The 26,396-nt window shown below is 46.0% G+C and carries 27 protein-coding genes; 22 read left to right on the top strand and 5 right to left on the bottom strand.

Features of this window, described 5'->3' with window-relative positions; all coding sequences use genetic code 11:
- Nucleotides 1–167: 167 nt before the first annotated feature.
- Together NSS66_RS25680 and NSS66_RS25675 are read right to left on the bottom strand one after the other, a co-directional pair.
- The gene (locus NSS66_RS25680) at nucleotides 168–896 is read right to left on the bottom strand and encodes a response regulator (protein ID WP_076265191.1); all 729 of its coding nucleotides are present in this window, start codon (nucleotides 894–896) and stop codon (nucleotides 168–170) included.
- Nucleotides 889–2,562: an ATP-binding protein gene (locus NSS66_RS25675; protein WP_023987066.1), complete on the bottom strand. Its 1,674-nt coding sequence runs from the start codon at nucleotides 2,560–2,562 to the stop codon at nucleotides 889–891. The genes NSS66_RS25680 and NSS66_RS25675 overlap by 8 nt, the downstream gene beginning before the upstream one ends.
- A gap of 161 nt (nucleotides 2,563–2,723) precedes the next feature.
- Here NSS66_RS25675 and NSS66_RS25670 point away from each other — a divergent pair, with 161 nt between their 5' ends.
- From NSS66_RS25670 to NSS66_RS25615, 12 genes are all read left to right on the top strand, one after another.
- On the top strand, nucleotides 2,724–3,017 hold the full coding sequence (locus tag NSS66_RS25670; RefSeq protein WP_013308817.1) for a putative quinol monooxygenase: 294 nt from the start codon (nucleotides 2,724–2,726) through the stop codon (nucleotides 3,015–3,017).
- A 44-nt stretch (nucleotides 3,018–3,061) separates the two neighbouring features.
- Nucleotides 3,062–3,886, top strand: coding sequence for an aldo/keto reductase (locus tag NSS66_RS25665; RefSeq protein ID WP_023987067.1), 825 nt, complete (start codon nucleotides 3,062–3,064; stop codon nucleotides 3,884–3,886).
- Nucleotides 3,887–4,082: 196 nt separating this feature from the next.
- Nucleotides 4,083–4,694, top strand: a complete 612-nt coding sequence (locus NSS66_RS25660; protein ID WP_028541995.1) for an alpha/beta hydrolase — start codon at nucleotides 4,083–4,085, stop codon at nucleotides 4,692–4,694.
- Between the two features lie 73 nt (nucleotides 4,695–4,767).
- Complete coding sequence (gene tlp, locus NSS66_RS25655) at nucleotides 4,768–4,992, top strand: small acid-soluble spore protein Tlp (RefSeq protein ID WP_013308822.1); 225 nt, start codon at nucleotides 4,768–4,770, stop codon at nucleotides 4,990–4,992.
- Nucleotides 4,993–5,232: 240 nt separating this feature from the next.
- Entirely contained in the window at nucleotides 5,233–6,525 is a 1,293-nt protein-coding gene (locus NSS66_RS25650) for an ABC transporter substrate-binding protein (RefSeq protein WP_023987070.1), read from the top strand.
- A 27-nt stretch (nucleotides 6,526–6,552) separates the two neighbouring features.
- Entirely contained in the window at nucleotides 6,553–7,515 is a 963-nt protein-coding gene (locus NSS66_RS25645) for a carbohydrate ABC transporter permease (protein ID WP_023987071.1), read from the top strand.
- A 3-nt stretch (nucleotides 7,516–7,518) separates the two neighbouring features.
- A complete protein-coding gene (locus NSS66_RS25640) occupies nucleotides 7,519–8,358 on the top strand; it encodes a carbohydrate ABC transporter permease (RefSeq protein ID WP_023987072.1) in 840 nt (279 codons plus the stop codon).
- A gap of 334 nt (nucleotides 8,359–8,692) precedes the next feature.
- Complete coding sequence (ilvA, locus tag NSS66_RS25635; protein WP_340960065.1) at nucleotides 8,693–9,979, top strand: threonine ammonia-lyase IlvA; 1,287 nt, start codon at nucleotides 8,693–8,695, stop codon at nucleotides 9,977–9,979.
- A 220-nt stretch (nucleotides 9,980–10,199) separates the two neighbouring features.
- On the top strand, nucleotides 10,200–11,174 hold the full coding sequence (locus NSS66_RS25630) for a glycoside hydrolase family 43 protein (RefSeq protein ID WP_023987074.1): 975 nt from the start codon (nucleotides 10,200–10,202) through the stop codon (nucleotides 11,172–11,174).
- Nucleotides 11,175–11,368: 194 nt separating this feature from the next.
- The gene (locus tag NSS66_RS25625) at nucleotides 11,369–12,454 is read left to right on the top strand and encodes a FecCD family ABC transporter permease (protein ID WP_340960062.1); all 1,086 of its coding nucleotides are present in this window, start codon (nucleotides 11,369–11,371) and stop codon (nucleotides 12,452–12,454) included.
- On the top strand, nucleotides 12,454–13,479 hold the full coding sequence (locus tag NSS66_RS25620; protein WP_340960060.1) for a FecCD family ABC transporter permease: 1,026 nt from the start codon (nucleotides 12,454–12,456) through the stop codon (nucleotides 13,477–13,479). The genes NSS66_RS25625 and NSS66_RS25620 overlap by 1 nt, the downstream gene beginning before the upstream one ends.
- 129 nt (nucleotides 13,480–13,608) lie before the next feature.
- Nucleotides 13,609–14,556 carry an ABC transporter substrate-binding protein gene (locus NSS66_RS25615; RefSeq protein WP_069080218.1) on the top strand — a complete coding sequence of 316 codons (948 nt, stop codon included), beginning with the start codon at nucleotides 13,609–13,611 and terminating at the stop codon, nucleotides 14,554–14,556.
- 161 nt (nucleotides 14,557–14,717) lie between these two features.
- Here NSS66_RS25615 and NSS66_RS25610 read toward each other — a convergent pair whose 3' ends face one another.
- Nucleotides 14,718–15,149 (bottom strand): hypothetical protein, encoded by a 432-nt coding sequence (locus tag NSS66_RS25610; protein WP_013308831.1) that lies wholly within the window; start codon nucleotides 15,147–15,149, stop codon nucleotides 14,718–14,720.
- A gap of 197 nt (nucleotides 15,150–15,346) precedes the next feature.
- Between NSS66_RS25610 and NSS66_RS25605 the strand changes: the two genes are divergently transcribed.
- The 3 genes from NSS66_RS25605 (at nucleotide 15,347) to NSS66_RS25595 (ending at nucleotide 17,626) form a co-directional block, all read left to right on the top strand.
- Complete coding sequence (locus NSS66_RS25605; protein WP_023987079.1) at nucleotides 15,347–15,646, top strand: hypothetical protein; 300 nt, start codon at nucleotides 15,347–15,349, stop codon at nucleotides 15,644–15,646.
- Between the two features lie 271 nt (nucleotides 15,647–15,917).
- Nucleotides 15,918–16,742, top strand: coding sequence for an alpha/beta hydrolase family protein (locus NSS66_RS25600; protein WP_279835267.1), 825 nt, complete (start codon nucleotides 15,918–15,920; stop codon nucleotides 16,740–16,742).
- 92 nt (nucleotides 16,743–16,834) lie between these two features.
- A complete protein-coding gene (locus NSS66_RS25595) occupies nucleotides 16,835–17,626 on the top strand; it encodes a dioxygenase family protein (protein ID WP_023987081.1) in 792 nt (263 codons plus the stop codon).
- A gap of 73 nt (nucleotides 17,627–17,699) precedes the next feature.
- Here NSS66_RS25595 and NSS66_RS25590 read toward each other — a convergent pair whose 3' ends face one another.
- Together NSS66_RS25590 and NSS66_RS25585 are read right to left on the bottom strand one after the other, a co-directional pair.
- Nucleotides 17,700–18,623, bottom strand: a complete 924-nt coding sequence (locus NSS66_RS25590) for a hypothetical protein (RefSeq protein WP_279835266.1) — start codon at nucleotides 18,621–18,623, stop codon at nucleotides 17,700–17,702.
- 215 nt (nucleotides 18,624–18,838) lie between these two features.
- Entirely contained in the window at nucleotides 18,839–19,357 is a 519-nt protein-coding gene (locus tag NSS66_RS25585) for a DoxX family membrane protein (protein ID WP_023987083.1), read from the bottom strand.
- Nucleotides 19,358–19,606: 249 nt separating this feature from the next.
- On the opposite strand from NSS66_RS25585, the gene NSS66_RS25580 reads away from it, so the two are divergent.
- The 7 genes from NSS66_RS25580 to corA all read left to right on the top strand — a co-directional run bounded on the left by NSS66_RS25580 (nucleotide 19,607) and on the right by corA (nucleotide 26,391).
- Nucleotides 19,607–20,701: a DUF3048 domain-containing protein gene (locus tag NSS66_RS25580; RefSeq protein ID WP_340960056.1), complete on the top strand. Its 1,095-nt coding sequence runs from the start codon at nucleotides 19,607–19,609 to the stop codon at nucleotides 20,699–20,701.
- Between the two features lie 188 nt (nucleotides 20,702–20,889).
- The gene (locus NSS66_RS25575) at nucleotides 20,890–21,504 is read left to right on the top strand and encodes a DUF47 domain-containing protein (protein ID WP_007428879.1); all 615 of its coding nucleotides are present in this window, start codon (nucleotides 20,890–20,892) and stop codon (nucleotides 21,502–21,504) included.
- Between the two features lie 14 nt (nucleotides 21,505–21,518).
- Complete coding sequence (locus NSS66_RS25570; protein ID WP_023987085.1) at nucleotides 21,519–22,508, top strand: inorganic phosphate transporter; 990 nt, start codon at nucleotides 21,519–21,521, stop codon at nucleotides 22,506–22,508.
- 240 nt (nucleotides 22,509–22,748) lie between these two features.
- Nucleotides 22,749–24,197 carry an amino acid ABC transporter substrate-binding protein/permease gene (locus NSS66_RS25565; protein ID WP_023987086.1) on the top strand — a complete coding sequence of 483 codons (1,449 nt, stop codon included), beginning with the start codon at nucleotides 22,749–22,751 and terminating at the stop codon, nucleotides 24,195–24,197.
- Nucleotides 24,190–24,918: an amino acid ABC transporter ATP-binding protein gene (locus tag NSS66_RS25560; RefSeq protein WP_023987087.1), complete on the top strand. Its 729-nt coding sequence runs from the start codon at nucleotides 24,190–24,192 to the stop codon at nucleotides 24,916–24,918. The genes NSS66_RS25565 and NSS66_RS25560 overlap by 8 nt, the downstream gene beginning before the upstream one ends.
- Nucleotides 24,919–25,080: 162 nt before the next feature.
- Nucleotides 25,081–25,227, top strand: a complete 147-nt coding sequence (locus tag NSS66_RS26900) for a GNAT family N-acetyltransferase (RefSeq protein WP_081047445.1) — start codon at nucleotides 25,081–25,083, stop codon at nucleotides 25,225–25,227.
- A gap of 204 nt (nucleotides 25,228–25,431) precedes the next feature.
- Nucleotides 25,432–26,391 carry a magnesium/cobalt transporter CorA gene (gene corA, locus NSS66_RS25555; RefSeq protein WP_025721203.1) on the top strand — a complete coding sequence of 320 codons (960 nt, stop codon included), beginning with the start codon at nucleotides 25,432–25,434 and terminating at the stop codon, nucleotides 26,389–26,391.
- Nucleotides 26,392–26,396 lie beyond the last annotated feature (5 nt).

Here is a 26,396-nt window from a genome sequence, read left to right as displayed (position 1 = left end):
AACTGATAATCATTATCAATCAACTAACTGTTGATCATTCTAGCAATCGGGAAGGAGGACGTAAATAATGTGGTCATTTAAACCGTTTTGATCGATTAAGTGAATTAAATTCAATAAAATTATGAATAGGAAGAAGGGGAAGTAACAGGACATCAGAGTTGGGCGGTTTATGTATCCCTCCGCTGTCGCCGATAGATACGCTCCGGTCTGCCGACGGTTCCGTACACCTGATCGTGGTGCGCGTCGCCACTTTCCACTAAATACTCCAGATACCTTCTGGCTGTAGAACGGCTCATACCCAGCTCAATTCCCACTGTACCTGTAGTCACCTCACCCCGTCGATTCAGGAGATCTAGCACTTTGTCGCAAGTTACTTTATCGATGCCTTTGGCCCATAATTCTCCGACTCCGTTCCCCGCCATCCGACCGGTGCCCGCGCTTTGAAGCAAACTGTCAATTTCAGATTGTTCGACTGTGGATTGTTCCTCTTGCCATGTTGTGATTTGTCGCCGAAACCGGGCATATTCCTCCAAGGTCGCACGCAATCTCTCGAATATAAGCGGCTTTACGATAAAATCAAACACGCCTGCTCGAACGGCTTGTACCACTGTTTCAGCTTCTTTGGCGGCAGTCAGCATAATAACATCTGTACCCGGATAGTGTTGCTTGATGAACGATAGCAGGGTTAGACCATCCGTATCAGGAAAATAAACATCCAGCACGACTAGAGGAGGACGGAGCACGTCCAGTTGAAGTTTTGCCTCAAATTCGTTCGTTGCGATTGCACATACGGTGAACCCATCCACCTTTTCAATAAATCGGCGGTTAATCTCCGCAATTCGCGGATCGTCTTCAATAATAAGAACCTCAATGTCCGATAAAACCCGCTCATTCATGGGCATAACCTCCTTTTGCATCATTACTCATATCTGTCCTATGTAAAGGAATGTATACCTCAAAAATACTTCCACCACCAGGCCGTTCATGCACTTCAATAGAGCCGCCCATTCGTTCAGTGTACTCCAGCACGAGAGCAAGGCCATATCCATGTCCTGCATCTGCTTTGGTCGAAGCTCCCCTGACAAACAGCTTTTCTTGGATATCGTCCGAAATTCCCGATCCGTTATCCGCAACTTCGACGATGATGGCTTCAGTCGTTTCTTCAAGCCGGAACCAGACCTGTCCGTCAGAGATGGAGGACATCGCAACAGCTTCCATGGCATTGTCCAGCAGGTTTCCGGCTATGGAAGCGAGAAAGGACCACTCCAACGTAGGAGACTGGGTTGAGAATGCTCCTTTAATATCAAAATGGAGTAAAACCCCTTTTTCCAGCGCCTGTTTCTTCTTACCGATCAGTAGGCTGGCGATGATTGAATCGGTTAGGAGAGCTGTGCCAATCGGCCTGTGTACACGATATTCCTCTGATTCCTGGGTGATAAAGTCCACCGCTTCGTCATAACACTCCAACTGAATCAGGCCGGATATAAGATACAGCCGATTGGCGTATTCGTGTGTTTGTGATCGAAGTACTTCCGCGTAATCTTTGACCTCTGTCAACTGTTGTGTCATGTGGAGCAGTTCGGTCTTGTCACGCAGACTGGCAACCGTGCCCATGATGCGACCGGAACGATCCTGGATCGGCACACGGCTGACGACTACAATTCGCTGCTGGACCTCAATTTCCTTATTCCATATGTCCTGTCCCTGATCTGGCCCCATCGTTGAATGCTCTACTGTGTAATCGGCAACAAGCATATCAACCAGTACATCTGGAACACCTGTCAAGTGACGAAGGTCGCATCCGTAGATAGAGGTTTCCGCGGGGAGTCCGATCAAGCGAGCTGCCTGTGGATTGGCAAGTGTGATTTGTCCGTTACTATTAACCGCGATAATTCCTTCGCCGATGGACTCAATAATGGCTTGCTTTTCCTGGTACAACCGTCCGATCTCCACTGGCTCCAGTCCATGCAGTGCGCGTCGAACCCGTTGCGCTATAACCAGGCTTCCCAATATGCCGATCATCAGCGCGCCCACCATAAACCAGAGCCATGCATATGTGTATGTACGAATATTTTGCTGCACATCTGTCATTAAAAAACCTACAGAGACGAGCCCGATGGCCTTACCTTGCGTATCATAAACGGCTGTTTTGGCGCGTATTGACGGTCCGAGAGAACCCGTCGATTCAGTGATAAAGGACTGCCCTTGCAGTACCTTATCATTCATGGGGTCTATCATAGGCGTGCCGATGCGCTCCGGGTTTACATGCCACTGTCGAATGAGATGACGATCAGCAATAGTAATAAAATCAGCGCCGCTGCTGGCTTGGACAGGCTTTATGACCTCGTTGATACGCGAACGCAATTGCGTCGTCTCAGTCTGCTCCAGAGCGTCTCTGACCTGCGCATCTACGGCGAGGGTATTGGCGACGGTGAGCGCCCTTTCTCCGATTTCATCATATAGAGCGGAGGTGATCATATATCGAAAGGATAATCCCAACAGCCCGGTAACTACCAGTACTAAAAGAGATATAAATACCATTAGCTTTGTCTGAAAACGCACATGCCTTCACCGCCGTTAAACAAAATATAGGAGGAACGGATCAGCTGATCTTCTCCCCCATACGATCTATTTTACTGTATTACAGAAACGCCCGCACTTTTATTCTGTCGAAAGAATGGTCTATAATAGAAATAGTTACATAATACGAGGAGGAACATAATATGATTATTATTCATGCCGATATGAAAGTTTTACCTGAAAAAAGAGAGACTTTTCTGCAACAAACCCAAGGGCTGATCAGCGCATCCCAAGCTGAAGAAGGCAATGTACGTTACACGTTAATGCAGGATCTGAATGATCCCAACGCATTTACGATGGTTGAAGAGTGGAAAGATGCTGCTGCTGTAGATTTCCATAATAATTCTGCCCATTTCCAGGCATTTGTTGCCGCGGCTAAAGAATTGTTGGCTGCTCCGCTTCAAGTGAATGCTTTTCAGGATGCAACTAAACTGTAATCATCCCGTTGGATAATTCATAATCAGGAACAGGAGGAATAGACATGGGGAACATTGCGGATACAACTGTACTGAATAACGGAGTTCAGATGCCTTGGCTTGGTTTCGGTACTTACAAGGCGGAAGGCAATGAGGTCTACGAAGCGGTCAAAACAGCTATTGAGGTCGGTTACCGTCACATTGATACAGCGGCGATCTACGGCAACGAGGAACTGGTTGGACAAGCCATTCGTGATAGTGGAGCGGCTAGAGAAAACCTGTTTGTAACCACCAAGCTATGGAATCAGGATCAAGGCTACGATTCAACACTGCGTGCCTTTGAGGAAAGCCGTAAGCGGCTGGGTCTGGATATCATTGATCTGTATCTCATTCATTGGCCTGGCAAGGATAAGTACAAGGAAACCTGGAAGGCATTCGAACGACTGTATGAAGAAGGAAGCGTACGCGCTATCGGAGTTAGTAACTTCCAAGTTCACCATCTCGAAGACCTCCTCAAAGACAGCAATATGGTTCCTGTCATCAACCAAGTGGAGCTTCACCCTCGTCTGACTCAACAAGAGCTGCATCAATACTGCCGGGAGCACCAGATTCAGCTTGAATCGTGGAGTCCACTGATGAAGGGGAAATTAACCGAGCAAGCGGACATCGTTGAGATTGCTGCCAAATACGGTAAAACCTCTTCGCAGGTTATTTTGCGTTGGCATCTGGATCGGGGGATTGTGACGATTCCCAAATCTGTAACCGCGCATCGTATTCGCGAAAATGCTGATTTATTCGACTTTGAATTGACGGCTGAGGATATTGAACGAATCAATGGTCTTCATCTTGATGAGCGTGTAGGCACGCATCCCGATAAGCTGCTGTTCTAATATTAAGATTAAATGTACAAAGAACCTCCTAATTCTACGTTTACGTGGATTGGGAGGTTCCTTTTTTAGGTTCAGGTTTTAGAAAAAGATGTAGATCAGACTAATTAGGTTTGTAAAAGGCAGCGAAGTTGGCTATAATTAATTTATACTAAAAATAAGAATCTTAATTTAAAGAAAAAATGAGGAGGAAATATAAATGAAACACGTATTTCGTAAAGGAAATCATCCGCAAGCCCCGGTTATTTTGCTGTTGCATGGTACAGGCGGGAACGAACAAGACCTGATACCTTTGGCCGAGATGGTAGCACCGGGAGCTTCTGTGTTAGGCGTGAGAGGAAATGTGCTGGAAAATGGGATGCCACGTTTCTTTCGCCGTTTGGCAGAAGGAGTGTTCGACATTGAGGATCTCGTATTTCGCACCAAAGAACTGAGCGAATTTGTGGACACAGCAGCAGAGCAATACGATTTTGATCGTAATAACGTGGTGGCTCTTGGCTACTCCAATGGTGCAAACATAGCCGCCAGCATGCTCTTTCACGATGCAAAAGCGTTACGTGGAGCTATTTTACACCATGCAATGGTGCCGTTGCGTGGGCTGGATTTGCCCGCTTTGAATGGTATCCCTGTATTTTTGTCTTCCGGTGAGAATGACCCCATTGTTCCAATTTCGGAATCTCAGGAGCTGCAAGCATTATTGGAAGGGGCCGGAGCGCAGGTGGAAGCATATTGGGAACGAAATGGTCATCAATTGACTCGGACTGAAGCCGTAGCCGCAGGAAAGTGGTTTGGGGAGCATTTTAATGCATAAAATGCTCCGATAGCGATCAAGCTACGGATTAGCGCTCTACTGAGCGACCCCATTATTAGGAGGCGACAAACGAATGGCAAAACCAGATAATCGAGCCGATAATGTTGAACATTTGCAACAAAGTATTCAGAACACACAGCAGAACCTGCATGAAGCTGAAGGATATCTAAACGAATTTTCCTCTGAAATCAGCAACGAGGAGCGTAAGCAGATCGAAGAAAAAAATAATCGTCGTAAAGAAAGTATTAGATCATTTCGGGAAGAAGTGAAGGACGAAGCAGCCCATTCCCAAGAGTAGTTAAAAAAGCGAGGCCCAACTTCGAGTTTCAATTCGAGTGGGGCCTCTTTTTTATGCAAAAATCATCATAGCCTCATTCAATTCATTTTCCCCCTATAATGCAAAGGAGACGCTAATCTGCGTTGAAAATAAATATTTTATAAATAATGTTGTTGTAAACTAATTTGTGTTGATGTTAAATAATAAAAGAAAGCGCAATCATTTACGAATTAGGATTTCATCATGCGAAGGGGGAAGGATATGCTGCTGCGAAGAAAACGCATGGCTTTGATGCTTATGGCGGTGGTTTTGATGGCTGGACTGCTGCAAGGCTGTTCTTTCAAGACCGATGAAAAGGATGGGCCGGGAACAGAACTTGTATTATGGACGTTCAATGAACTGCATGAGAAGTTTTTTCTGCAAATGGCTGACCAATGGAACCAACAGCACCCTGATGAATTGATTAATTTGAAAGCGAATACATTTCCTTATGATAACCATCACAGTAAGCTGTCGATTGCGCTGCAATCGGGGGTGGGAGCGCCGGATATCGCGGATATCGAGGTGAACAAGATTGGTAATTTCCTCAAAGGCATACCGCAGCTGGTCCCGCTCAATCCGGTGATTGACCCCGAGATCAATAACATTGTGCCTTCCAGAGTACAGATTTACGGCAAAGACGGTAAATATTACGGCATTGACTTCCACGTTGGGGCCGAAGTGATGTATTACAATAAAGAGATTATGGATCAGGCGGGGGTAAACCCGGATTCCATCGTCACCTGGGCAGACTATGCTGCTGCAGGCAAGCAAGTACTGGCGAAAACAGGCAAGCCCATGGCGACCTTAGAAACGAATGACCTATGGAGCTATTGGCCGATGATCTCCCAGCAAAATTCAGATTTTCTGGATGACAAGGGAGAGTTGACGTTGGATAACGAAACCAATATTAAAACACTCGAGTTTCTTCAACAGATGATAAAAGACAAAATCGCTATTCCCGCACCGGGCGGCGGGCATCACATGGAGGAATACTACGGATTTATGAACAAAGGTGGGGCCGCTTCGGTATGGATGCCGATGTGGTATATGGGACGTTTTACGGATTACATGCCTGACCTAAAAGGTAAAATTATCATCAGACCCATGCCAGCGTGGGAAAAAGGTGGTTTTCGCTCAGCGGGTATGGGTGGAACCGGAACAGTAGTCACGAACCAATCAGAGCACCAGGATCTGGCGATGCGCTTTCTGGCCTTTGCCAAGCTATCCAAGCAAGGGAATGTGGAGATCTGGAAGCAGCTTGGTTTTGATCCCATCCGTAGTGAAGTGTGGACCATGCCGGAAGCCAAAGCCAAGAATAAATTTACGGAGTATTTCGGAACGAATATTTTTGACACGCTCATCGAAGTCAAAGATGAAATCAATGCGGTGCATATCGGTCCGAAAACGCCTGATATCGCCAGTGCTGTGCGCAATAAAATACTTTATCGGACACTACAGAATGGCGAAGATCCAGCCACGGTGCTACATGAGCTGGCAGATGAACTGAGATAGACCCCAACAGGAAAGGGAGTGAGATTCATGGCAACGCCCGTTCATACGAACGCTAATGTACCGACAGGTCAGCCGCCACAGCCTCAGCGTCCGACCAGAAGCCGATGGAGTCGCTTTATTCATTCCAGCCGTACGGCACCGTATGTGTTTGTCCTTCCATTTTTACTGTCCTTTGCGTTATTTTTTGCCTATCCGGTCATATCGACGGTCATTATGAGCTTTCAGGAAGTCCTGCCAGGGATAACAACTTATGTTGGACTGGAAAATTATAAGGACTTAATCAATCCTACGTTTGGAAAGGCGATATTGAATAGCGTCCTGTACACGCTCCTTACCCTGGTCGTGCTGATTCCTCTGCCGCTGGTATTGGCGGTATTGCTGAATTCGCCTAAAATGCCGGGCAGAGGGTTGTTTCGCTCCGTGATGTTTATCCCTGCACTAACCTCAGTGGTGGTAGCAGGAACGATCTTCCGCCTCATGTTCGGGGAATTGGATGGTTCGCTGATGAACTCCCTGTTGGGGGTATTCGGTCTGGAGCCTTACAAATGGCTAATGAACGCGAACACCGGCTTTTTAGCGTTGATCGTGCTGGCCTTGTGGAGATGGTTAGGCGTGAACATGCTGTATTACATGTCGGGACTCCAGAACATTCCTCCCGAGTTGTATGAGGCTGCGCAGATTGATGGAGCCAGTCGTTTCGATTCATTTTGGCGGATTACGATTCCTATGCTGAAACCAGTGACGATCTACGTATTTACGATTAGCATTTATGCGGGGTTATCCATGTTCACGGAGAGCTACATGCTGTGGAACGGAAATAACTCCCCGAACGATATTGGTTTAACGATTGTTGGCTATCTCTATCGCCAAGGTCTGGAGCAGAACAGTATGGGCTTTGGAGCTGCGGTAGGCATTGTATTGCTTGTATTTACACTCGTGCTGAACCTGATCCAGCTCAAATTTTTCGGCATGTTCCGGAAGGAGGATTAAGCGATGGCTCAGAAACAAAAAGGCTCGTTATCCGCATTGCTCGTTGTCCTGTTCATTCTGTTTGCCGGGTTTGCCCTGTTTCCGCTATTTGCCGTGACGCTTGCCTCGTTCAAGCCATCGACGGAGCTGCTGCGCTACGGCTTGAATCTTAAGCTGGAGTGGGGCATCATGTCCTTGAAAAACTATGCGTTCATCTTTCAGGGGACGACGGATTATTTTCAATGGTACTGGAACAGTATTGTTATTACCGTCTTGTTTACGGTGTTATGTCTGATATTGTCCGCGATGGTAGGCTACGGTCTGGAGATGTACCGTTTTAGATTGAAAAATGTGATTTTCACACTGGTGCTGGTCGTGATGATGATCCCGGTAGAAATTATCATGCTGCCGCTCTACAAGCTAATGATTGGCATGAAGCTGATTAATACAGTATGGGGCGTAATTCTACCCTTCGTCGTCGCGCCGATCCCGATCTTTTTCTTCCGTCAATATTTGAGTGGTGTTCCCAAGGACTTCATGGATGCTGCGCGGGTTGACGGCTGTTCAGAATATGGCATTTTCGTACGGATTATGATGCCTCTGATGGCGCCAGCATTTGCGGCAATGGCTATTTTGCAGGCGATGAACAGTTGGAATAACTTCCTGTGGCCGATGATTGTATTGCGTACCAATGACATGCTGACACTACCGATTGGTTTGTCCAGTCTGCTGACGCCGTATGGCAACAATTATGATGTGCTGATCGCGGGATCCGTTTTGGCTATTTTACCGATTCTCGTCGTGTTCCTGTTCTTCCAGCGTTATTTTATTGAAGGAATGACGGCAGGTGGAGTAAAAGGGTAATCGGAAAGGTATTAAATAGAGCAATGGAATACAAGAAATGTGCAACGTCAGAAAAGGCTGATCGGGCATTGTCCCGGTCTGCCTTTTTTTAGATTCGATTGATTTTCATTCTCATTTTCATGACTATCATCTGCACAAGCTATGGGTAAACGTGGTATGATATTTGAAAGATTTCAAATACAGTACTTTGCATAATTCGATTCCTAACGCTCAATAGTACAATATATAGACGAACTAAACCGTTTCGATCTGTATATTGCTGATTTGAAATCGCTCTTGGGATTTATGCAAAATGCTCAAATACAGAAATATTCAGGCGGAGCGTGGAGAACCTATGGAACCAACAGAAACCCAGAAAACTGACCCGACCATGGCGTCAACCGTTGGCATGGAGGATATTGTACGGGCGCATCATATGCTGCGTGAGGTGATTGTACGTACACCTTTACAGAGGGATGCCGTCCTATCGGCCAAATATAACTGTAATGTGTATCTGAAAAGAGAGGATCTCCAAGTCGTGCGGTCCTTTAAAATCCGTGGAGCTTACAACATGATCCGTAGCTTGACCCCTGAGCAAATGGAAAAAGGAATCGTGTGTGCGAGTGCGGGGAATCATGCGCAAGGTGTGGCTTTTTCATGTAATGCACTTGGTATCCGCGGTAAAATATTTATGCCGAGTACAACGCCTAATCAGAAGGTGAAGCAGGTTCGTCGCTTTGGCGGTAACAGTGTAGAGGTCATTCTGACCGGAGACACGTTTGATGATGCCTATGACGAGGCAATGAAGGTGTGCAGCGAGCAGGCAATGACCTTCATCCATCCGTTCGATCAGCCGAAAATTATTGCGGGCAATGGTACGATTGCGATGGAAGTGATGGAGAGCCTAGATACACCTATGGACTATGTGTTCGTAACGATTGGCGGCGGCGGTTTGGCGGCAGGCGTAGGTACGTATGTTAAAACCGTGAGTCCGTCCACCAAGGTAATTGGCGTGGAACCCCTCGGCGCGGCGTCGATGACGGAAGCGATGCGTGTGCACAAGGTGGTTACACTGGATCAAATAGACAAGTTTGTTGACGGAGCTGCAGTGAAGCGTGTGGGTCAGCTGACATACGATATTTGTAAGCATACCTTGGACGATATTGTGAAGGTACCGGAAGGTAAAGCATGTACCGCGATTCTGGAGCTGTATAATGAAAATGCGATTGTTGTGGAGCCTGCGGGCTCACTGCCTGTTGCAGCACTTGATCTGTATCGCGAGCAGATTCAAGGCAAAACGGTGGTCTGTATCGTCAGCGGTGGTAACAACGATATAGATCGTATGCAGGAGATTAAGGAACGGTCCCTCATTTACGAAGGACTGAAGCATTATTTTATGGTGAATTTCCCGCAAAGAGCTGGGGCACTGCGTGAGTTTCTACAGGATGTGCTTGGACCAGACGACGATATTACTAGGTTTGAATATACGAAAAAGAATGATAAGGAAAATGGACCAGCTCTGGTCGGCATTGAGCTGTTCCACAAGGATGACTATCTTCCTTTAATTGAACGAATGAACCGCAAGGGGCTTAAATATACGGAACTGAACAAAAACGAAAATCTATTTAATATGTTAATTTGAAAAGGAGCCTACGGGCTCCTTTTTTGTATCAGGATTTTGCAAAATCCTCGTATGTATAGTGTTATGCGTAGTTTATGAATTTCTTTTTATTTGAAATAAAGCGTTTACAAAACTGAAGTTGATAGGTTAATATATGGGTAACTTCATAAGTATAAACACTAATGTAATAGGTGTGTCACCTGAATTTCATTATAAGATACTCATTCGGAGGTGCGAAAGAATGTTGAAGGCATGGAAAAAATCAGTACAGAGTAAATTGACCCGAACGGCGTTTGCTGCCGTAACCTCGGCTGCTTTAATGCTGTCAGTGATGCCATCTGCATCCGCAGAGCATTGGGCGTTAACTGGCGATGTGGCAGTGCATGATCCGTCCATTACGAAGGAAGGCAACGCATGGTATATTTTCTCCACAGGGCAGGGGATACAGGTTCAAAGATCGGATGACGGACGCAATTTTTACAGATTGCCGCAAATATTCCTGTCACCGCCATCATGGTGGAAATCGTATGTACCTAAGCAAAAGACTAACGATGTATGGGCACCGGATGCTCAAAAGTATAATGGACGGGTATGGCTGTACTATTCCATTTCTACTTTTGGTGCCCGGACCTCGGCTATCGGACTAGCTTCCGCAACGAGCATTGGCGCGGGGAGCTGGAGAGATGATGGACTAGTGCTGCGTACGACGGATGCTAACGATTATAATGCTATTGACCCAAATCTCGTCATTGACGCTTCCGGTAACCCTTGGCTTTCCTTTGGTTCATGGAATTCAGGCTTGAAAGTGACTCGATTGGACAAGAATACGATGAAGCCTACGGGCCAGATCTATTCTATCGCCAAGCGTACGGCTGGTGGTTTGGAAGCGCCACATGTTACATACCGCGACGGCTATTATTATCTGTTTGCTTCCATTGATAACTGCTGCAAAGGCGTAGACAGTAATTATAAGATTATTTACGGTCGCTCTACTAGTATTACCGGACCGTATGTGGACAAGAGCGGCAAAAGCCTGATGGATGGCGGTGGAACGATACTGGATGCAGGGAATGACCGTTGGAAGGGACCGGGTGGACAATCTGTCTATAACAACAGTGTGATTGCACGTCATGCCTATGATGCCACTGATGGTGGAAATCCAAAGCTTCTGATTAGTGATTTGAAATGGGATTCGGCAGGCTGGCCTACGTACTAAAGAGAGGACCGTTTGGAGTCATTTGTGCAGTAAAATCATATAGATATATTCAAAAACTGTTCCTCCTAAGGGGGAACAGTTTTTGGCTTGCAATGTCATAGAAACATGCTATTATGTATCAAGTTGATAATAATTATCATTATCGTTATAAGAGACGTGATGATTTTCAGGTATGGAGGGAGTGACCTCACCAAATGCAGTCCAAAGACAGCATGGACAAACATACAGATCTGACAGAGAGGGAAGTTCCTAAAGTAGTCATAACAGCACCTCCAGTGCTTCGAGCGGGTAGGATTCGGCAGGCGTTGTTGTTCACAGCTTCGGCTGTATTGTTGGCTTTGGCCATATTCGCCGCCATTTCTTTTGGAGCCAAGCACTTGACCGTAAGCACCGTGTGGTCGGCAGTATTTCACTATGATCGTTCGCTAATGACACATCAGATCATTCACGAGCTGAGATTACCGCGTGTACTCGGTGCAGCTGTTATTGGAGCTGCGCTGGCGGTGGCAGGCTCTCTGATTCAGGGTATTACACGCAACCCGCTGGGAGATACAGGTGTGCTGGGCATTAACGCAGGAGCGATGTTTGTGGTTGCAGTGAGTTTTGCCTTTTTCCCCAATCTACCTTATGGGGCGTTAATAGTATTGTCGTTCCTAGGGGCGCTGATGAGTACCTTACTAGTATTTGGTCTGGGAGCATCTGCACCGGGAGGATTGACACCTATGAGATTGACGGTGTCTGGAGCTGTCACGGCTGCCTTGTTAGGTTCCATGACTTCGGGGATTGCGATTTATTTTGATCTAAGTCAGGATTTAGCCTTCTGGTATGCGGGTGGTGTAGCCGGGATTAAATGGTCGCAGCTTGAGATTCTTGCACCGATTTTGCTTATTGTGATCGTCTGGTCTATGGGGCTGGCACGTTCCATTTCGCTGATTTCGATGGGCGATGAGGTGGCGTTAAACCTTGGGTTGAATCTCAGGCGTATCCGGCTTTTGGGTCTGCTGACTGTAGTGGTACTGGCCGGCCTATCTGTATCGGCTGCCGGAGCCATCGGCTTTGTAGGTTTGGTTATCCCACATATTGCTCGCAAGCTAATCGGTGTGGATTATCGCCAGATCGTGCCGCTGTCTGCGTTATTGGGAGCCGTATTACTGGTGCTGGCAGATTTGGGAGCGAGAATGGCAAATCCGCCAGAGGAGCTAGCTATTGGGATTATGGTGTCTTTTATCGGAGTACCCTTTTTCCTCTTTCTCGCCCGTAAGGAAAGGAGGGATTTATAGTGAGTCGCTCTTTAGGGATTGGGGACACAAGAACGAAAAAGGCTTGGCTCGTTTGTTTGGTATTGGCGGGGATCAGCTTTGCTGTCCTTGTTTTGGGTTTGAATACCGGAACGATTCGTATTCCACCGCTACGCGTGCTGGATACGTTGTTTGGCGGTGCCAACGGACGTGATCATATCGTTCTGTTCGAGTATCGTCTGCCTCGTATTGTTGTAACGGTGCTAGCTGGAGCGGGACTAGGCGCAGCCGGGGCGGTCATGCAAGGCTTGTCACGGAACGCACTTGCTGATCCGGGAGTGCTCGGTCTTCATGCGGGGGCTGCGTTGGGACTGGTGATGTTCGTTAGCTTTTTTCGCGACCTGGACGGATCGGCCGCCGTTCTGATCCCCTTGTTTACCTTTGCAGGAGGTGTCATTGCGGCGGTGCTAATTGTTTTGTTGTCCTATAACCGCAGCAGAGGAATCGTGCCGGTGCGTCTGATTTTGTCCGGCATCGGTGTAGCCTCGGGTCTTAGCGCCATAACGCTGTATTGGTCGTTGCGGCTGGATGAGGATACGTACGCATTTACTGCACGTTGGTTGGCTGGCAGCGTTTGGGGCCGGGATTGGATACACGCAGCGGCTTTGTTGCCTTGGATAGTCATTGTATTACCCTACGTTCTGTCGCAGACGCGCAGTCTGAACAATCTGTCGTTGGGCGACGAGACCGCAGCTGGAATCGGCACAAATGTGAAGCGCCAGCGTCTATTACTGCTGGGCGCAGCCGTGGCTCTATCCAGTGCCAGCGTATCCATGGCTGGAGGCATCGGTTTTATTGGGCTGATTGCGCCTCATCTGGCTCGCCGTCTGGTTGGGCCGATGTACCAGCATTTGCTGCCAGTAGCCTGTTTGGTCGGGGTCGTTATTCTGGTCACCGCAGACACGATTGGGCGTTCGGTGTTTCAGCCGAATGCGATTCCCGCAGGTGTGGTGGTTGCTGTGGTAGGAGCTCCGTACTTTTTATTCCTGTTGTCCCGAACAAAATGACAGAAGGAATAGGTACATGTGAAATCATATGATGCAAATGATGCAACCCGCTGAAATTAATAACTAAGCAGAAGCCTTCTATATTGATCATTATAATGTAGAGTTTCTGTAGCATAGGAGAGAGTAATCATGAGAAAGCACAAATTTGAGGGTTCAGATTTTAAACGTTCATGGGTAGTCACAACTCTTGTTGTATGCATGATCATGCTGTCCGCTTGCGGACAAGCAGCCGACAAACAGGCTACAGATACGAAAGCGGCTGGCAGTGCGCAGACAACCATTAGTGCGGATTCACGTATTGCTTCGATGTCTATTCATTTGACGAACAACCTGCTGGCATTGGGCATTACTCCGGCTGGTTCGGTCATTGGTGGAGATGTGAAGGATTTTCTGCCCCATGTAAAAGATCGTCTTCAAAGTACCCGTAAGCTAGGTGTTGTCACAGACCCGGATATGGAAGCGGTATTGGAACTTCAACCTGATCATATTTTTTTGGACAAAAAATATTCGGGAACCGATGTGGCCAAGTTTGAAAAAATTGCGCCGACCGAAGTTTTTGATCTGGATGAAGGCACATGGAAGGATCAATTGAAAAAAATAGCCGTTATGGTCAAACATGAAGCACAGGCAGACGCATTTCTAAAAGATTATGATACACAGAAGGAACGAGTCAAAAAGCTGATTCATTCAAAAATTGGGGACGGAACGGTTATGGCTGTACGTGTGACTGCGAAAGAGGTTCGTGTTATGGGGATGAAGCGTCCCGTAGGACCGCTGTTGTATCAGGACTTGGGCTTGAAGCCAGCCAAGGGTGTAGAAAAGATCAACAAGGCTTATCAAGTTGTTTCCCAAGAGGTTTTACCGGATTATGATGCCGATGCGATCCTTGTTATCATCAGTAAAGGCGCGGATGCCCAAAAGGTATACAAACAGCTGGAAGGAAATACAGTATGGCAAGGTCTCAAAGCGGTGAAGCAAGGGCATGTCTACATGTTGGACGGACAGCCTTGGCTGGACTATTCCGCGATGGGACATAAAATTGCTCTGGATAATGCAGAACAACTATTTTCCAAATAAGTTTTAAAGTATATCAAGCCGTATTCCCCCATGCAGCTTCTTGCAGGCCAGGAATACGGCTTTTTGGCGCACGCTCAAGCTGTAAGTCGGTTGCCTGATCGAAATGAAAAGGAGCTGCTATGATCCAAAATGAGGCAGCTCCATATAATGAGAATTGCGGGCTATGAACGCTTTTTACGCAGAAAAATCGGTTTGAGTCCAATAAAGCCGATGGCGGCGAGAATTAAATTTACCCAAGGTGAGATCCTGAATACCGGCAGTACACTGCGCAGCGCCAGTCCGGCGACAAGAATCACGACAACTAACACAACATACATCAAGATGGATTTGAGATTCATCTGGGGCTTTACAGGGGCATGGTCTGGCTGTTGTGTCTCCTCGCCTTCTTCGGGACGGTCCATAAAATTCATCAGGGCTTCAACGAGTAGAATGGCTCCTGCGGCGATGATGATAAGGGTGGATAGGCTGATTTTTTCAAAGGGTTTGATATCCCCACCTGTAAAGGTGACAAACCATCCGATAATTGCCTGTGTCAAAAAAAACATAGACAAGGCAATCCATGCAATAAGCGTATAATTTTTTGCTTTATTCATTTCTTCCTCCTGCTTTATGAGCGTATCCCGAGCTGATGGAACCGCCATTTCGTAACAAAGACAGTATACGTGAGGAAGCGTCGGATGGCAAAAGACTTTATCTATAAAATGTATATTACCGCTGCATTCTCCTCAAACTGGATACAGGGTGAGCACATAGAGCAACCTGAATATAAACGTTAAGAGGGTGTGGCATCATGAAACTGGAGAACCAGGCAGATTATTCAGTCCAAAAACGATTAGCAAACGCTTCGAACAGGAATAGCGGGGTGGCCTCGTCTACAAATGTGAGTCACCGGAGTGTTCAAGGAACTTCTCCAACCTACCGTATACTGGACGATATTGAAGTGGCTGAGGATACAGAATTTGCAGGTGAACTAGGTGCACAGAACTACCGCAGCCTGTGGCATGAGGATGAACATAACGGCGCCTCTTGTAAGCTGGAGTGGGAGGGACGAACGGAGACCCACCAAATGTTTAGGAACAGCTACGAATAACGAATGTCTACTTTAATGTAGTGGATTCACTCTAATAAGTGTAGTATAGCGTTCTCCGGAATCGCACCGGGGAGCGCTATTTGTTTACTTTTTTAACGATGTGAACTGACAGGTTGACAAGGAAGCAGGGCGATGATAGACTGACTTTACTATAAAACTTATTAAACTTATCGGAATTAAAGTGAATGAATATCCTGGATGGATATTCCACGTTACTATATGAGCTTGAATTCATAAATGTGTAGTGAAGCTTGAAACAGGGGGAATCAGGATGGAACGGCAAATTGGAATTCGCTTTGAACATGAAGAGCTGGCCGCAACAATTCATTATCCAAACCGTACAAATGAGGGAGAGCGTCAGAGACGAGTTCCCCTCGTTGTTATATGTCACGGTTTTGTGGGCAATCGTATCGGAGTAGATCGATTATTCGTCAAGACTGCGCGTGAACTGGCCGAAGGGGGATACTTTGTCCTGCGCTTTGATTTTGCCGGTTGTGGGGAAAGCACAGGTGAATACGGCAAGCAGGGGCTCGAATCCATGATTAATCAGACACGTACCGTGTTGGATTACGCCGTCAATTGCGCGGACATTGACCCGACCAAGGTGACGCTGATCGGTCACAGTCTGGGGGGCGCAGTTGCCCTTCTCACAGCCGTACGGGATAAGAGAGTACAAAATCTGGTTCTTTGGTCAGCAGTGGGCTATCCATTCAACGACATCGTCAAAATTACGGAGCGAAGCGTGTACGATGAGTCTGTTAAATCCGGTCATGCCGACTATTTGGGCTATAAATTTACGCCTGCTTATTTTGAGTCGTTAGCTCAATTTCAGCCGTTCCAGGAGGCCGTTAAATTTAACGGAGATGTGCTCGTTGTTCATGGCACCTCGGATGATATTATTCCTGTGGATTATGCATTTCTGTTTCAAAAGATATTCTGGATGCGTCCAGAGGGACGCTGTGATAAAGAGATTATTTTCCAGGGGGATCACACTTTCTCGTCAGGTAAAGAGCGGCAACGGCTCATTGATCGGACACTTGAATGGCTGGATGAACAGGAAAATATTCAACGGGATTGGCAGCACTGGATGATCTGATTTCAGTGTGTAACGGATTGTATTGGAAATTGCGCCTCCGCCGGAGTAAAATGGAAGAGTAACACTATACTGGCGTGTGGAGGTTGGCAGCGATGACATTACCCTCAATTTTTGTTGCGCATGGTTCACCGACACTGGCTGTAGAAAATAACGCATATACCAGCTTTCTTGCAAAGCTGGGCGCGAGCCTGCCCCGACCCAAAGGAATTGTCATTTTTTCAGCGCATTGGGATAGCCCCGATCAATGTATTGGCGCGGATGATCAGCATGCAGCGTTGCACGATTTCTATGGCTTTCCCGAAGAAATGTACTCAATCGATTACCCTGCACCAGGCGATCCGAAGCTGTATGAGGAGATAGAGCATCTGTTCAGTCAGCATAACCTGTTCCACCAGCCGGTTCGGAACCGAGGACTGGATCATGGAGCATGGGTGGTTTTGCGGCATATATATCCTGATGCGGACATACCGGTCGTACCCTTATCCATTGATTCTCGGCGCGCTCCCCAGGAGCAATACGAGATTGGACGGATGCTGGCGCCTTTGCGAGAACAAGGGATTTTGATTATCGGTAGCGGCGGATTGGTCCACAACTTGCGGACACTCAAGCAGACGAGTGAGCCAGCCGATTGGGCCGTTCAATATGATGACTGGATTGCACAGCAGCTTCAAGACTGGAATTTGCGCCACCTATTCCAATATGACAAAAAGGCTCCATATGCCAAACAGGCGGTACCTTCTTATGGAATAGAGCATTTTTCACCTTTGTTTTATGCGATGGGGGCTGCGGATCATGAGCGCTCTGCGCATAAGCTTTTTCAATCGTATGTCCTTGGCTCGTTGAGTCTCAATTGTTGGGCTTTTGGTCAAGAAAGTGATACGTAAATGTAAAAAAAGAACTTCCGAATCCACATGGTGTGTGGGAATGGAAGTTCTTTTGTGTATTTTGCGTCTTTGATTAATTAGAAGGCACGTTCTTTTTTAGCCAAGTGGATACCTGCGTAGTACGCTGATCTCCATTTTGATCCAATAGTGTCATAAATGCTTTCAGCTTTTGAATGTAGGTACTCTTCGAATCCATATTACGTTGAACGACGAATTGATACCCTTTTTTGGCATTCGGATGAATCTTTCCGGTATCATAATCGAATAATGGCGTATTGTTCGTGCCATAGAAAGTATAGAAGAAGTACAGATCGTGCAATTTTTTTATAGCTTGTGTACGGTTGGAATGAGGATATTGGTTTAAAAATGCCTCCTGTGCCAGCACTCGTCCGGCTAACTGTTGATAGCCGATACGGAGCGCGGCATCCTTGGTAGCCGCCTGTCCGGATTCCATCGCCATGATGTCAATATAGCTGCGGATATCTGTCGTGGTGTGCTTCCCGAAGACTTTATATTTTTCATAGTTGATGACTGGGTAGTACATGCCTTCTGCAGTTTCAAGTTTGTAGCCGGCATCTCTTGTTTGAGTTAGCAACTTTTTCAGGTTCACATCGCTTGAACGGATGATTACATTTGTGAACGAATCACCGGGTTTATAGATTTGATTTATTTTGGTTTGAACAGAGGCCGGGTATAAGGTCTTTGCATAGGAATCCAATTGCTGGTTCTGTGCATTTTCCAGATGAAGCACCATGATGGTAGCTTGAGAGGCTGGAATGGATTGAATATGCTTTTGCAAATAAGTGAATGCCTGAGGTAGCTTGCCGGGTTGGCGTAGTAGCTGCTCGAAGGTCTTGGAGATATGTTGTACACTTTCTGCCTGAGATGTCATAGTAGACGTCGCCGCTTTGGCTGATGTCGTATATCCCAATCCCATAGTTTGCACTGTGAAAGTTACGGCTGCGAGCATGAGATAGGCTTTGGTAATTTTTTTCATGATATAACCCTCCATTACGTTCTTTGATGTAACTGTAGTGTATAGGGTAAATGTATCGTGAGCATTCCATGTTGTATCCAACTTGTAAACGTTTGGAGGGGATGATGAATCCGATAAAAGAGTCCGAGTTAGAAGGAGCTGAAAGACCTCTTGTGAGCATAACAGCACAAAAAAAATAACCATTACCCCGGAGGATAACGGTTATTTTGGGATGTTTAAGCTATTTTTCGGCTAGGGTCCGCTGGAAAGGTATCTTTATTTTTACGAAACAGTCCACGCAGGAAGGGCAGTACCCAACGGTCAAAGCCAATTCTTCCGGCATTTGCACCAGCAACTACAAGGAAGATTTCAAACAGCAGGTAAATTGCATTGGTGCTTACTGTACCCGAGAACAGGAACGAGAAGTTCATAACCATAGCCATCAAAGCAGCCAGTGTAGTCAATGTACCGAGAAGCAGGCCAACCCCTACCAAGAACTCACCCAATGGGATCAGGACGTTGAACAAACCTACATTCGGCAGGGCAAAGGCTTCCAGGAACGATCCCCACCAGCCTTGTACAGCGGGATGGTCTCCACCTGTTTTAGCAATGGCCCCCGAGATAAATCCGCCTGCATCGAATCCACCTGTCAGCTTTTCAAGTCCGTGGGTCATCCATTCATACCCTAGATAAACCCGTACTACAGTCAGCAACCACATTGCGACTTTGTTCTCACGTAACCAGCTGTTAAACATTCAAACCACTCCTCTTTCTTAATCTATAATGTTGGTTGTATTTCATTTTGTTGGGGATGATCATCTTTGCTACACCTTTATTGTAGTAGGTTCAGTTACAGTTATTTGTGATAAAAATCACAAAGTCTAAATATTTTTTAAATTTTAATGTCTTCAGATAAGTATTCTATAGATTGGTCATGCTTCAATCAAGACAAAAACAGGAAATAAAGCTTATAATGAGAAAAATAACTAAGTGGAGGGATGAACTTGTCCGGGCCCATTTCCCAACGAAATCATTGGTTGCGTGTGATGGCCTCAGCTCTGTTATGCATGACGCTGATGTCTTGTTCTGCTATGTCCAATACGGGTGAATCTGAATCCGTTCCCCAACTGACCAAGCAAGAAACAGAGAAGGAGGCACTTGAACCGCGGAAGGAGCAGTCTATTCCGGCATTTACAGCTCCGCTCACCGGTCTTCCGGTGGAGCAGCCAGTTTTGGAGCGACCGCTCGCTGTCATGATCAACAATGCTCCGGCTGCACGTCCACAGGCAGGACTTAGCCAGGCAGACATGGTATATGAAGTTCTTGCAGAAGGTGGGATTACCCGTCTGGTCGCTTTTTTCCAAAGTCATGGCGGAGATGTAAAGATCGGACCGGTCCGTAGCATTCGACCATATTTGATTGAGCTGGGCGAAACCTATGGTGCGTTGCCGATACACGCAGGGGGAAGCACAGATGCCTATGCGATTTTACAGCAGCAGCGGAAGGAACATCTGGATGAGATTTCAAATGGAGGGGCTTACTTCTGGCGAAGCAAAGATCGTCGTCCTCCACATAATTTATACACAGACGTGAACAGACTGCGCAAAGGAAGCGATAGTAAAGGGTATGCCAAGCAGACGGACGTTCCAGTATATTCTTACCTCAAATCCGGTGAAACCCCAGTTATGGTGGACGAGACTGCAGCATCTTTACAAATCCGGTTTTTGCTTAAAAGCTATCGGGTATCTTATACCTATGATCCAGCGGATCAACAATATAAGCGTTTTGTGAACGAAAAGTCACATGTGGATCAAAATAATAACCAACAGCTCTCAGCAGCCAATGTCATTGTGATGAGCGCTAGACATCGAACGTTGGATGATGTAGGCAGATTAAGTGTTGAGTTGGACGGTAGCGGAGAGGCCATGGTGTTTCAACAAGGACGGTTAATACAGGCTGAGTGGCAACATACACCAGGTGATGCGATTCGTTTTATGAAAAATGGGGTTGAAATCCCGTTAACACCAGGTACATCCTATATACATGTGGTACCTGCAGATACTTCACTAAAGGAACATGTAACCATAGAAGCAAATTAGAAAACGAAATACACCTTTTTAGGGAAAAAATGTCGGATAATGACCTTCCATGTCGGGCAATGTATACGTATATCATTAAATTTGCTTTTACAAACATTACAAAAACATTGATGAGTGTGATAAGATAGCAAAGGTTGTCTATTGCAGTCGAAACAGGTTGCGGATATTTTCGTAAAGGGGTAATCGTTATGAGATTGAAGAAAAAGGATATATTCTTCGAGACGTTGGAAAATATGGCAGATACGATCGTGCAAGCAGCCGATTATTTTGCCCAACATACTTCAAATCTTCAGGATGTAACTTTGTTTACAAATGAAATGAAGAAGTATGAAAATAAGTGTGATGATTACACACACACGATTATTACTGAGCTGAACAAGACCTTCATTACGCCGTTGGAACGCGACGACATCATGGAACTGACAACAACCATGGATGATGTGTTGGACGGTCTTGAAGCGACGGCTTCTCGTTTTTATATGTACAATATTACGGAGCCGGACGAGTATATTGTGCAGTTCGCTGATATTTTGCGTCAATCAGCTTACGAAATTCAGAAAGCTGTGCATTTGCTTTCACAGAAAAAATTGCTGGCCATTCGTGAATACACTATTCGCCTGAATGATTTGGAAAATCAGGGGGATGAATTGTTGCGTATTTGCATTAAAAACCTGTTTGCAACTGTAACTGACCCTATTGAACTGATTAAACGCAAAGAATTGTACGAACGCCTTGAAACGACAACGGATTCATGCGAGGATGTTGCAAATATGCTGGAATCCATCATTATGCGTAACTCGTAAGGGAGTCCTTTTACATGGATACAAGTTTATTGGTATTGGGTATTGTTATTTTTCTTGCTCTGGCATTTGATTTTATTAATGGTTTTCATGATACGGCGAACGCGATTGCAACTTCGGTATCGACCCGTGCATTGACCCCGCGACGTGCGATTATTATGGCTGCGGTCATGAACTTTCTCGGGGCAATATTGTTTACAGGGGTTGCGAAGACCATTGGTGGAAGTGTCGCTGATCCAACCAAGCTTACGAATGGAATTGATATCGTCATTGCGACGCTGATCGCTGCGATTATCTGGAACCTCTTAACCTGGTGGTTCGGTATTCCTTCATCCTCTTCTCATGCATTGATTGGTGCATTGGCTGGAGCGGTGTATGTAGGTGCGGGATCGGATAAATTAAACTGGAGCGGCTTCATCGGGATTGTCGAAGGACTTATTTTCTCCCCGTTGATTGCTTTTGTCGTCGGTTACATCGTGATGATGATTTTAAAATATATCTTCGCTCATCGTAGTCCGCATACGGTGAACAAAGGGTTTCGTACAATGCAGGTCATTACAGCAGCGCTTCAGTCGTTCACGCATGGTACGAATGATGCTCAAAAGGCGATGGGGATTATTACATTCGCACTCGTTTCGGCGGGGTATCAGGACCATTTGGAAGTACCCATGTGGGTAAAAATTTCAGCCGCAACAGCCATGGCGCTGGGTACATCTATCGGGGGCTGGAAAATCATCAAGACGATGGGAACCAAGATTTTTAAAATCGAGCCAATTAACGGATTCGCAGCTGACATTTCGGGAGCCTCTGTTATTTTCACAGCTACATTGCTTCATTTGCCCGTAAGTACTACTCATGCCATTACTTCGGCTATTTTGGGTGTGGGTTCTGCGAAGCGCTTTTCCGCTGTGCGCTGGTCGTTGGCCGGTCGAATTATTATTACTTGGGTGATAACCATACCGATTGCTGCACTGTTATCTGGATTGATTTTCAAAATTCTTTTTTAGTTCATTATTATTTCTTGAAAAAAAGGTACACACTATAGAATACACAATAAGCTTCCGTCCGCTTTTTGCGGCAGGGGCTTATTGGCATTCTGGGATAAAACTGCTTCTTCAAAGTTCACACATCCAGATAGTTCCATGAAACGTTTTTCAAAAAATACCTGACATCAAAGTAGTCAATTTTTAATAACTCCTGTAGAATAAACAGAAAACTTTGAACCGTTCAACTGACTGGAGGAAATTATGCAAAAATCTAGAAAACTAATAGCACTCATGATTTGTTTGTTTTTTGTGGTTGCCCTGGCCGGTAATTTCGGTGTAGTGGCACATGCAGAAAATAAAACAAAGTATGATATCGGCACGGATACAACGTTCGCGCCTTTTGAGTTTGAAGATGTAGATGGTAAATTTGTCGGTATCGACATGGATTTGCTGGCAGCTATTGCCAAGGATCAGAATTTTGAATATACCATTAAGCCCCTTGGCTTTAACGCGGCAGTGCAGGCCCTTGAAACGAATCAAGTGGATGGTGTCATTGCCGGGATGAGTATTACCGATGAACGCAAGCGGAAATTTGATTTTTCCGAGCCTTATTTTGATTCAGGCGTCGTCATGGCGGTCCGCAAGGATAATGATACGGTTAAACGCTATGAGGACTTGAAAGGACAGCGTGTCGCTGTCAAAACAGGAACGGAAGGTTACACATTCGCAGAATCCATTAAGGCCAAATACGGCTTTACTACAGTACCGTTCGACGATTCTTCTCAAATGTATGATGAAGTTAAAACAGGTAATTCGGTTGCCTGCTTTGATGACTATCCGGTACTGGCATACGGTGTAAACCAGAATAACGGCCTTAAGCTGGTAACAGATAAGGAAAAAGGTGCTTCTTACGGGTTTGCTGTTAACCAAGGCAAGAACCAAGAGTTGCTGGAGAAATTTAATGCAGGGCTTGTTAATCTGCGCAATAGCGGGGAATACGATAAAATTTTGGCTAAATACCTTGGCGAATCGGGCAAAGGTGTGGCGCCTGTAGAAACCAGCCGCTGGGGCCTGATTTCCGCTTCGCTGCCTTCGCTGATTAAGGGCATGGGAAATACGTTGCTGTACACACTTGTATCTTTACTCGTAGCCTTTATCCTAGGGTTGGTGTTTGGCTTTATGAAAGTAAGCCATAACAAGGTGTTCCGTGGTATTGCAACTGTATTCGTCGATATATTCCGCGGTATTCCGCTGATCGTGCTTGCTTTCTTTATTTACTTTGGTATTCCACAGGCACTGGATTTCAAAATGCCGCTTTTTGTTGCGGCTGTATTGACGTTATCCCTGAATGCGGGTGCGTATGTAACTGAGATTATCCGTGGTGGTATTCAGTCCATTGATCCGGGACAAATGGAAGCAGCTCGTTCGCTTGGTCTACCCTATCGGACGGCTATGCTTAAAATCATTTTGCCACAAGCTGTGAAAATCATGATCCCGTCGTTTATCAATCAGTTGGTTATTACGTTGAAGGATACGTCCATTTTGTCTGTTATCGGTTTGGTCGAATTGACCCAATCGGGTAAGATCATTATTGCGCGGACATTCCAATCCTTTGATATTTGGCTGGTAGTAGCGGTGATGTATCTTATCGTCATTACAGTCCTGACCAAAATTTCCAACCGTCTTGAAGGGAGAGTTCGCCGTGGGTAAAATTATCGTTAAAAACCTGAAAAAAAGCTATGGTAGTAATCAAGTGCTAAAGGGCATCGACATGCAAGTACGTGAAGGCGAAGTTGTGTGTGTCATTGGCCCGTCTGGTTCGGGGAAAAGTACGTTTTTGCGTTGTATGAACATGCTTGAAGAAATTACCGCAGGTGAGGTCATTGTCGATGACTACAACTTGAGTGACAAAAACGTGGACATTAACAAAGTCCGTGAAAATATAGGTATGGTATTTCAACATTTCAATCTGTTTCCGCATATGACCGTGCTCAAGAACATTATGTTCGCGCCGACTGAACTGGGCAAACAGTCCAAGGCAGAGGCCCGGGAAACGGCTATGAAGCTGCTGGATCGTGTAGGTTTGGTCGATAAGGCAGATGCATTGCCAGGACAGCTTTCCGGCGGTCAGAAGCAGCGTGTGGCGATTGCACGTGCGCTAGCAATGAATCCAGACATTATGCTGTTCGACGAGCCTACCTCGGCGCTCGATCCTGAAATGGTGGGCGAAGTGCTCGGCGTAATGAAAGATCTGGCGCGTGAAGGCATGACGATGATGATCGTAACGCATGAGATGGGTTTTGCACGCGAAGTAAGCGACCGTGTCGTGTTTATGGACGGTGGTTACATCGTAGAAGAAGGAACGCCACAAGAGGTATTTGGTAATCCGAAAAATGAGCGGACCATTAGTTTCTTGGAGAAGGTATTGTAAGTGGGCAAGGTTTGCCGTGAGTGCAGGTAAGGACGTAGTGTGCGATCGCTCCGCAGTCCATTTGATCTTTCGATCGCTGTTGCTTCTACAAATTCAAATGGACCACTGCGCTACGACTCGCTGATTGCTCCTTTTCGTGCAAAGAGCCTGCCTCACTCTTGAATGAGTGGGTATAGGGGAAGAGAGCGAGATGAAGATTACGCGCGTATCGTCGTTTTTGTGATGGATTCAAAACATCGTAATAAAGGCATCGGAAAGGCGTTAAATCAGGAAGCGGAAGCTTGGGCTAAAGGAACGGTTTGGATATGAAGCGACAAGCACGGGGTTTGTGAAAAAGATTTGATTTATAATGAATTGATTATTTTATAAGGATATCTTGGGAGGCATGTTGGCCCGGAGATATCCTTTTCTTTATTAAAAGGAATTTAGAACTTGAGATTTGTATAATGTTAATTGGCTTATATAAAATATAAATAACATATCAGACGGAAGTGTAAGCGAGGGGGACGTACGGTGATACGTACATTGGCTATAGGTCATGATCATCAGGTAACAGTGGGAAAACCATTGGATCAGATCGTCATGGAGGATTATATATGGATGTGGGTAGATTTTAGCGAGCCTACAGATCGCGAGACGGAGCTGCTGACGAGTTATTTTCATTTTCACCCACTGGCTGTGGAGGATTGTATGCATGTTCTGCAACGTCCCAAATTGGATTATTACGAGGATGTGCAGTTTCTGGTCGTGCATGCGCTTGATGTAGATACGTTAGCTGCGGAAGAAGTGGATATGTTTATTAGCAGTCGTTTTTTGGTTACATATCACCATCATGAGTTAGAGGAGCTGGATCAAGCCTGGGAGCGGATTGTTCAGCATGCGAATGAACGCAAAATATGGTCGCGAGGACCGCTGGCTGCAGCCTACACGGTGATGGACAAGTTGGTAGATAACTATTTTCCGAGCCTTTTTATGATTGAGGATGAATTGGCCGAGCTGGAGGGCTTGGGCGGTCGCGAATCCGTAGAGGAATTAATGAAGCAGGTGTTTGACCTGCGTGGCAGGCTGCTCAAGCTGCGCCGTACCATCGTACCCATGCGTGATCTAATGTACCGAGTTTTGAATTCGCAGCATGTGCAGGGCCAAGGAGATCATATGGCTTATTTTACCGATATATATGATCATTTATTGAAGCTGACAGACATGCTGGAGGCCGACCGCGAGATGACAGCCGACCTGAGGGACAGTTATATATCGCTCAATTCCAATCGCATGAATTCAATTATGAAGACGCTGACCGTAATTACGACCGTTTTTATGCCCTTGACGCTGATTGCAGGAATCTATGGTATGAATTTTTCGAATATGCCCGAGTTGGGCTGGAAATATGGATATTTTGGCGTACTGTTCTTCATGTTTTTGTTGAGTGTTGCAATGGTGGTCTGGTTTATGCGCCGAGGCTGGTTCAAATAGTATAG

The sequence above is a fragment of the Paenibacillus sp. FSL R10-2748 genome (assembly GCF_038005565.1).
GTDB lineage: Bacteria > Bacillota > Bacilli > Paenibacillales > Paenibacillaceae > Paenibacillus > Paenibacillus polymyxa_B.
Note: the sequence above shows the minus strand (reverse complement) of the source record. Positions and strands in the feature narration are given on the sequence as shown.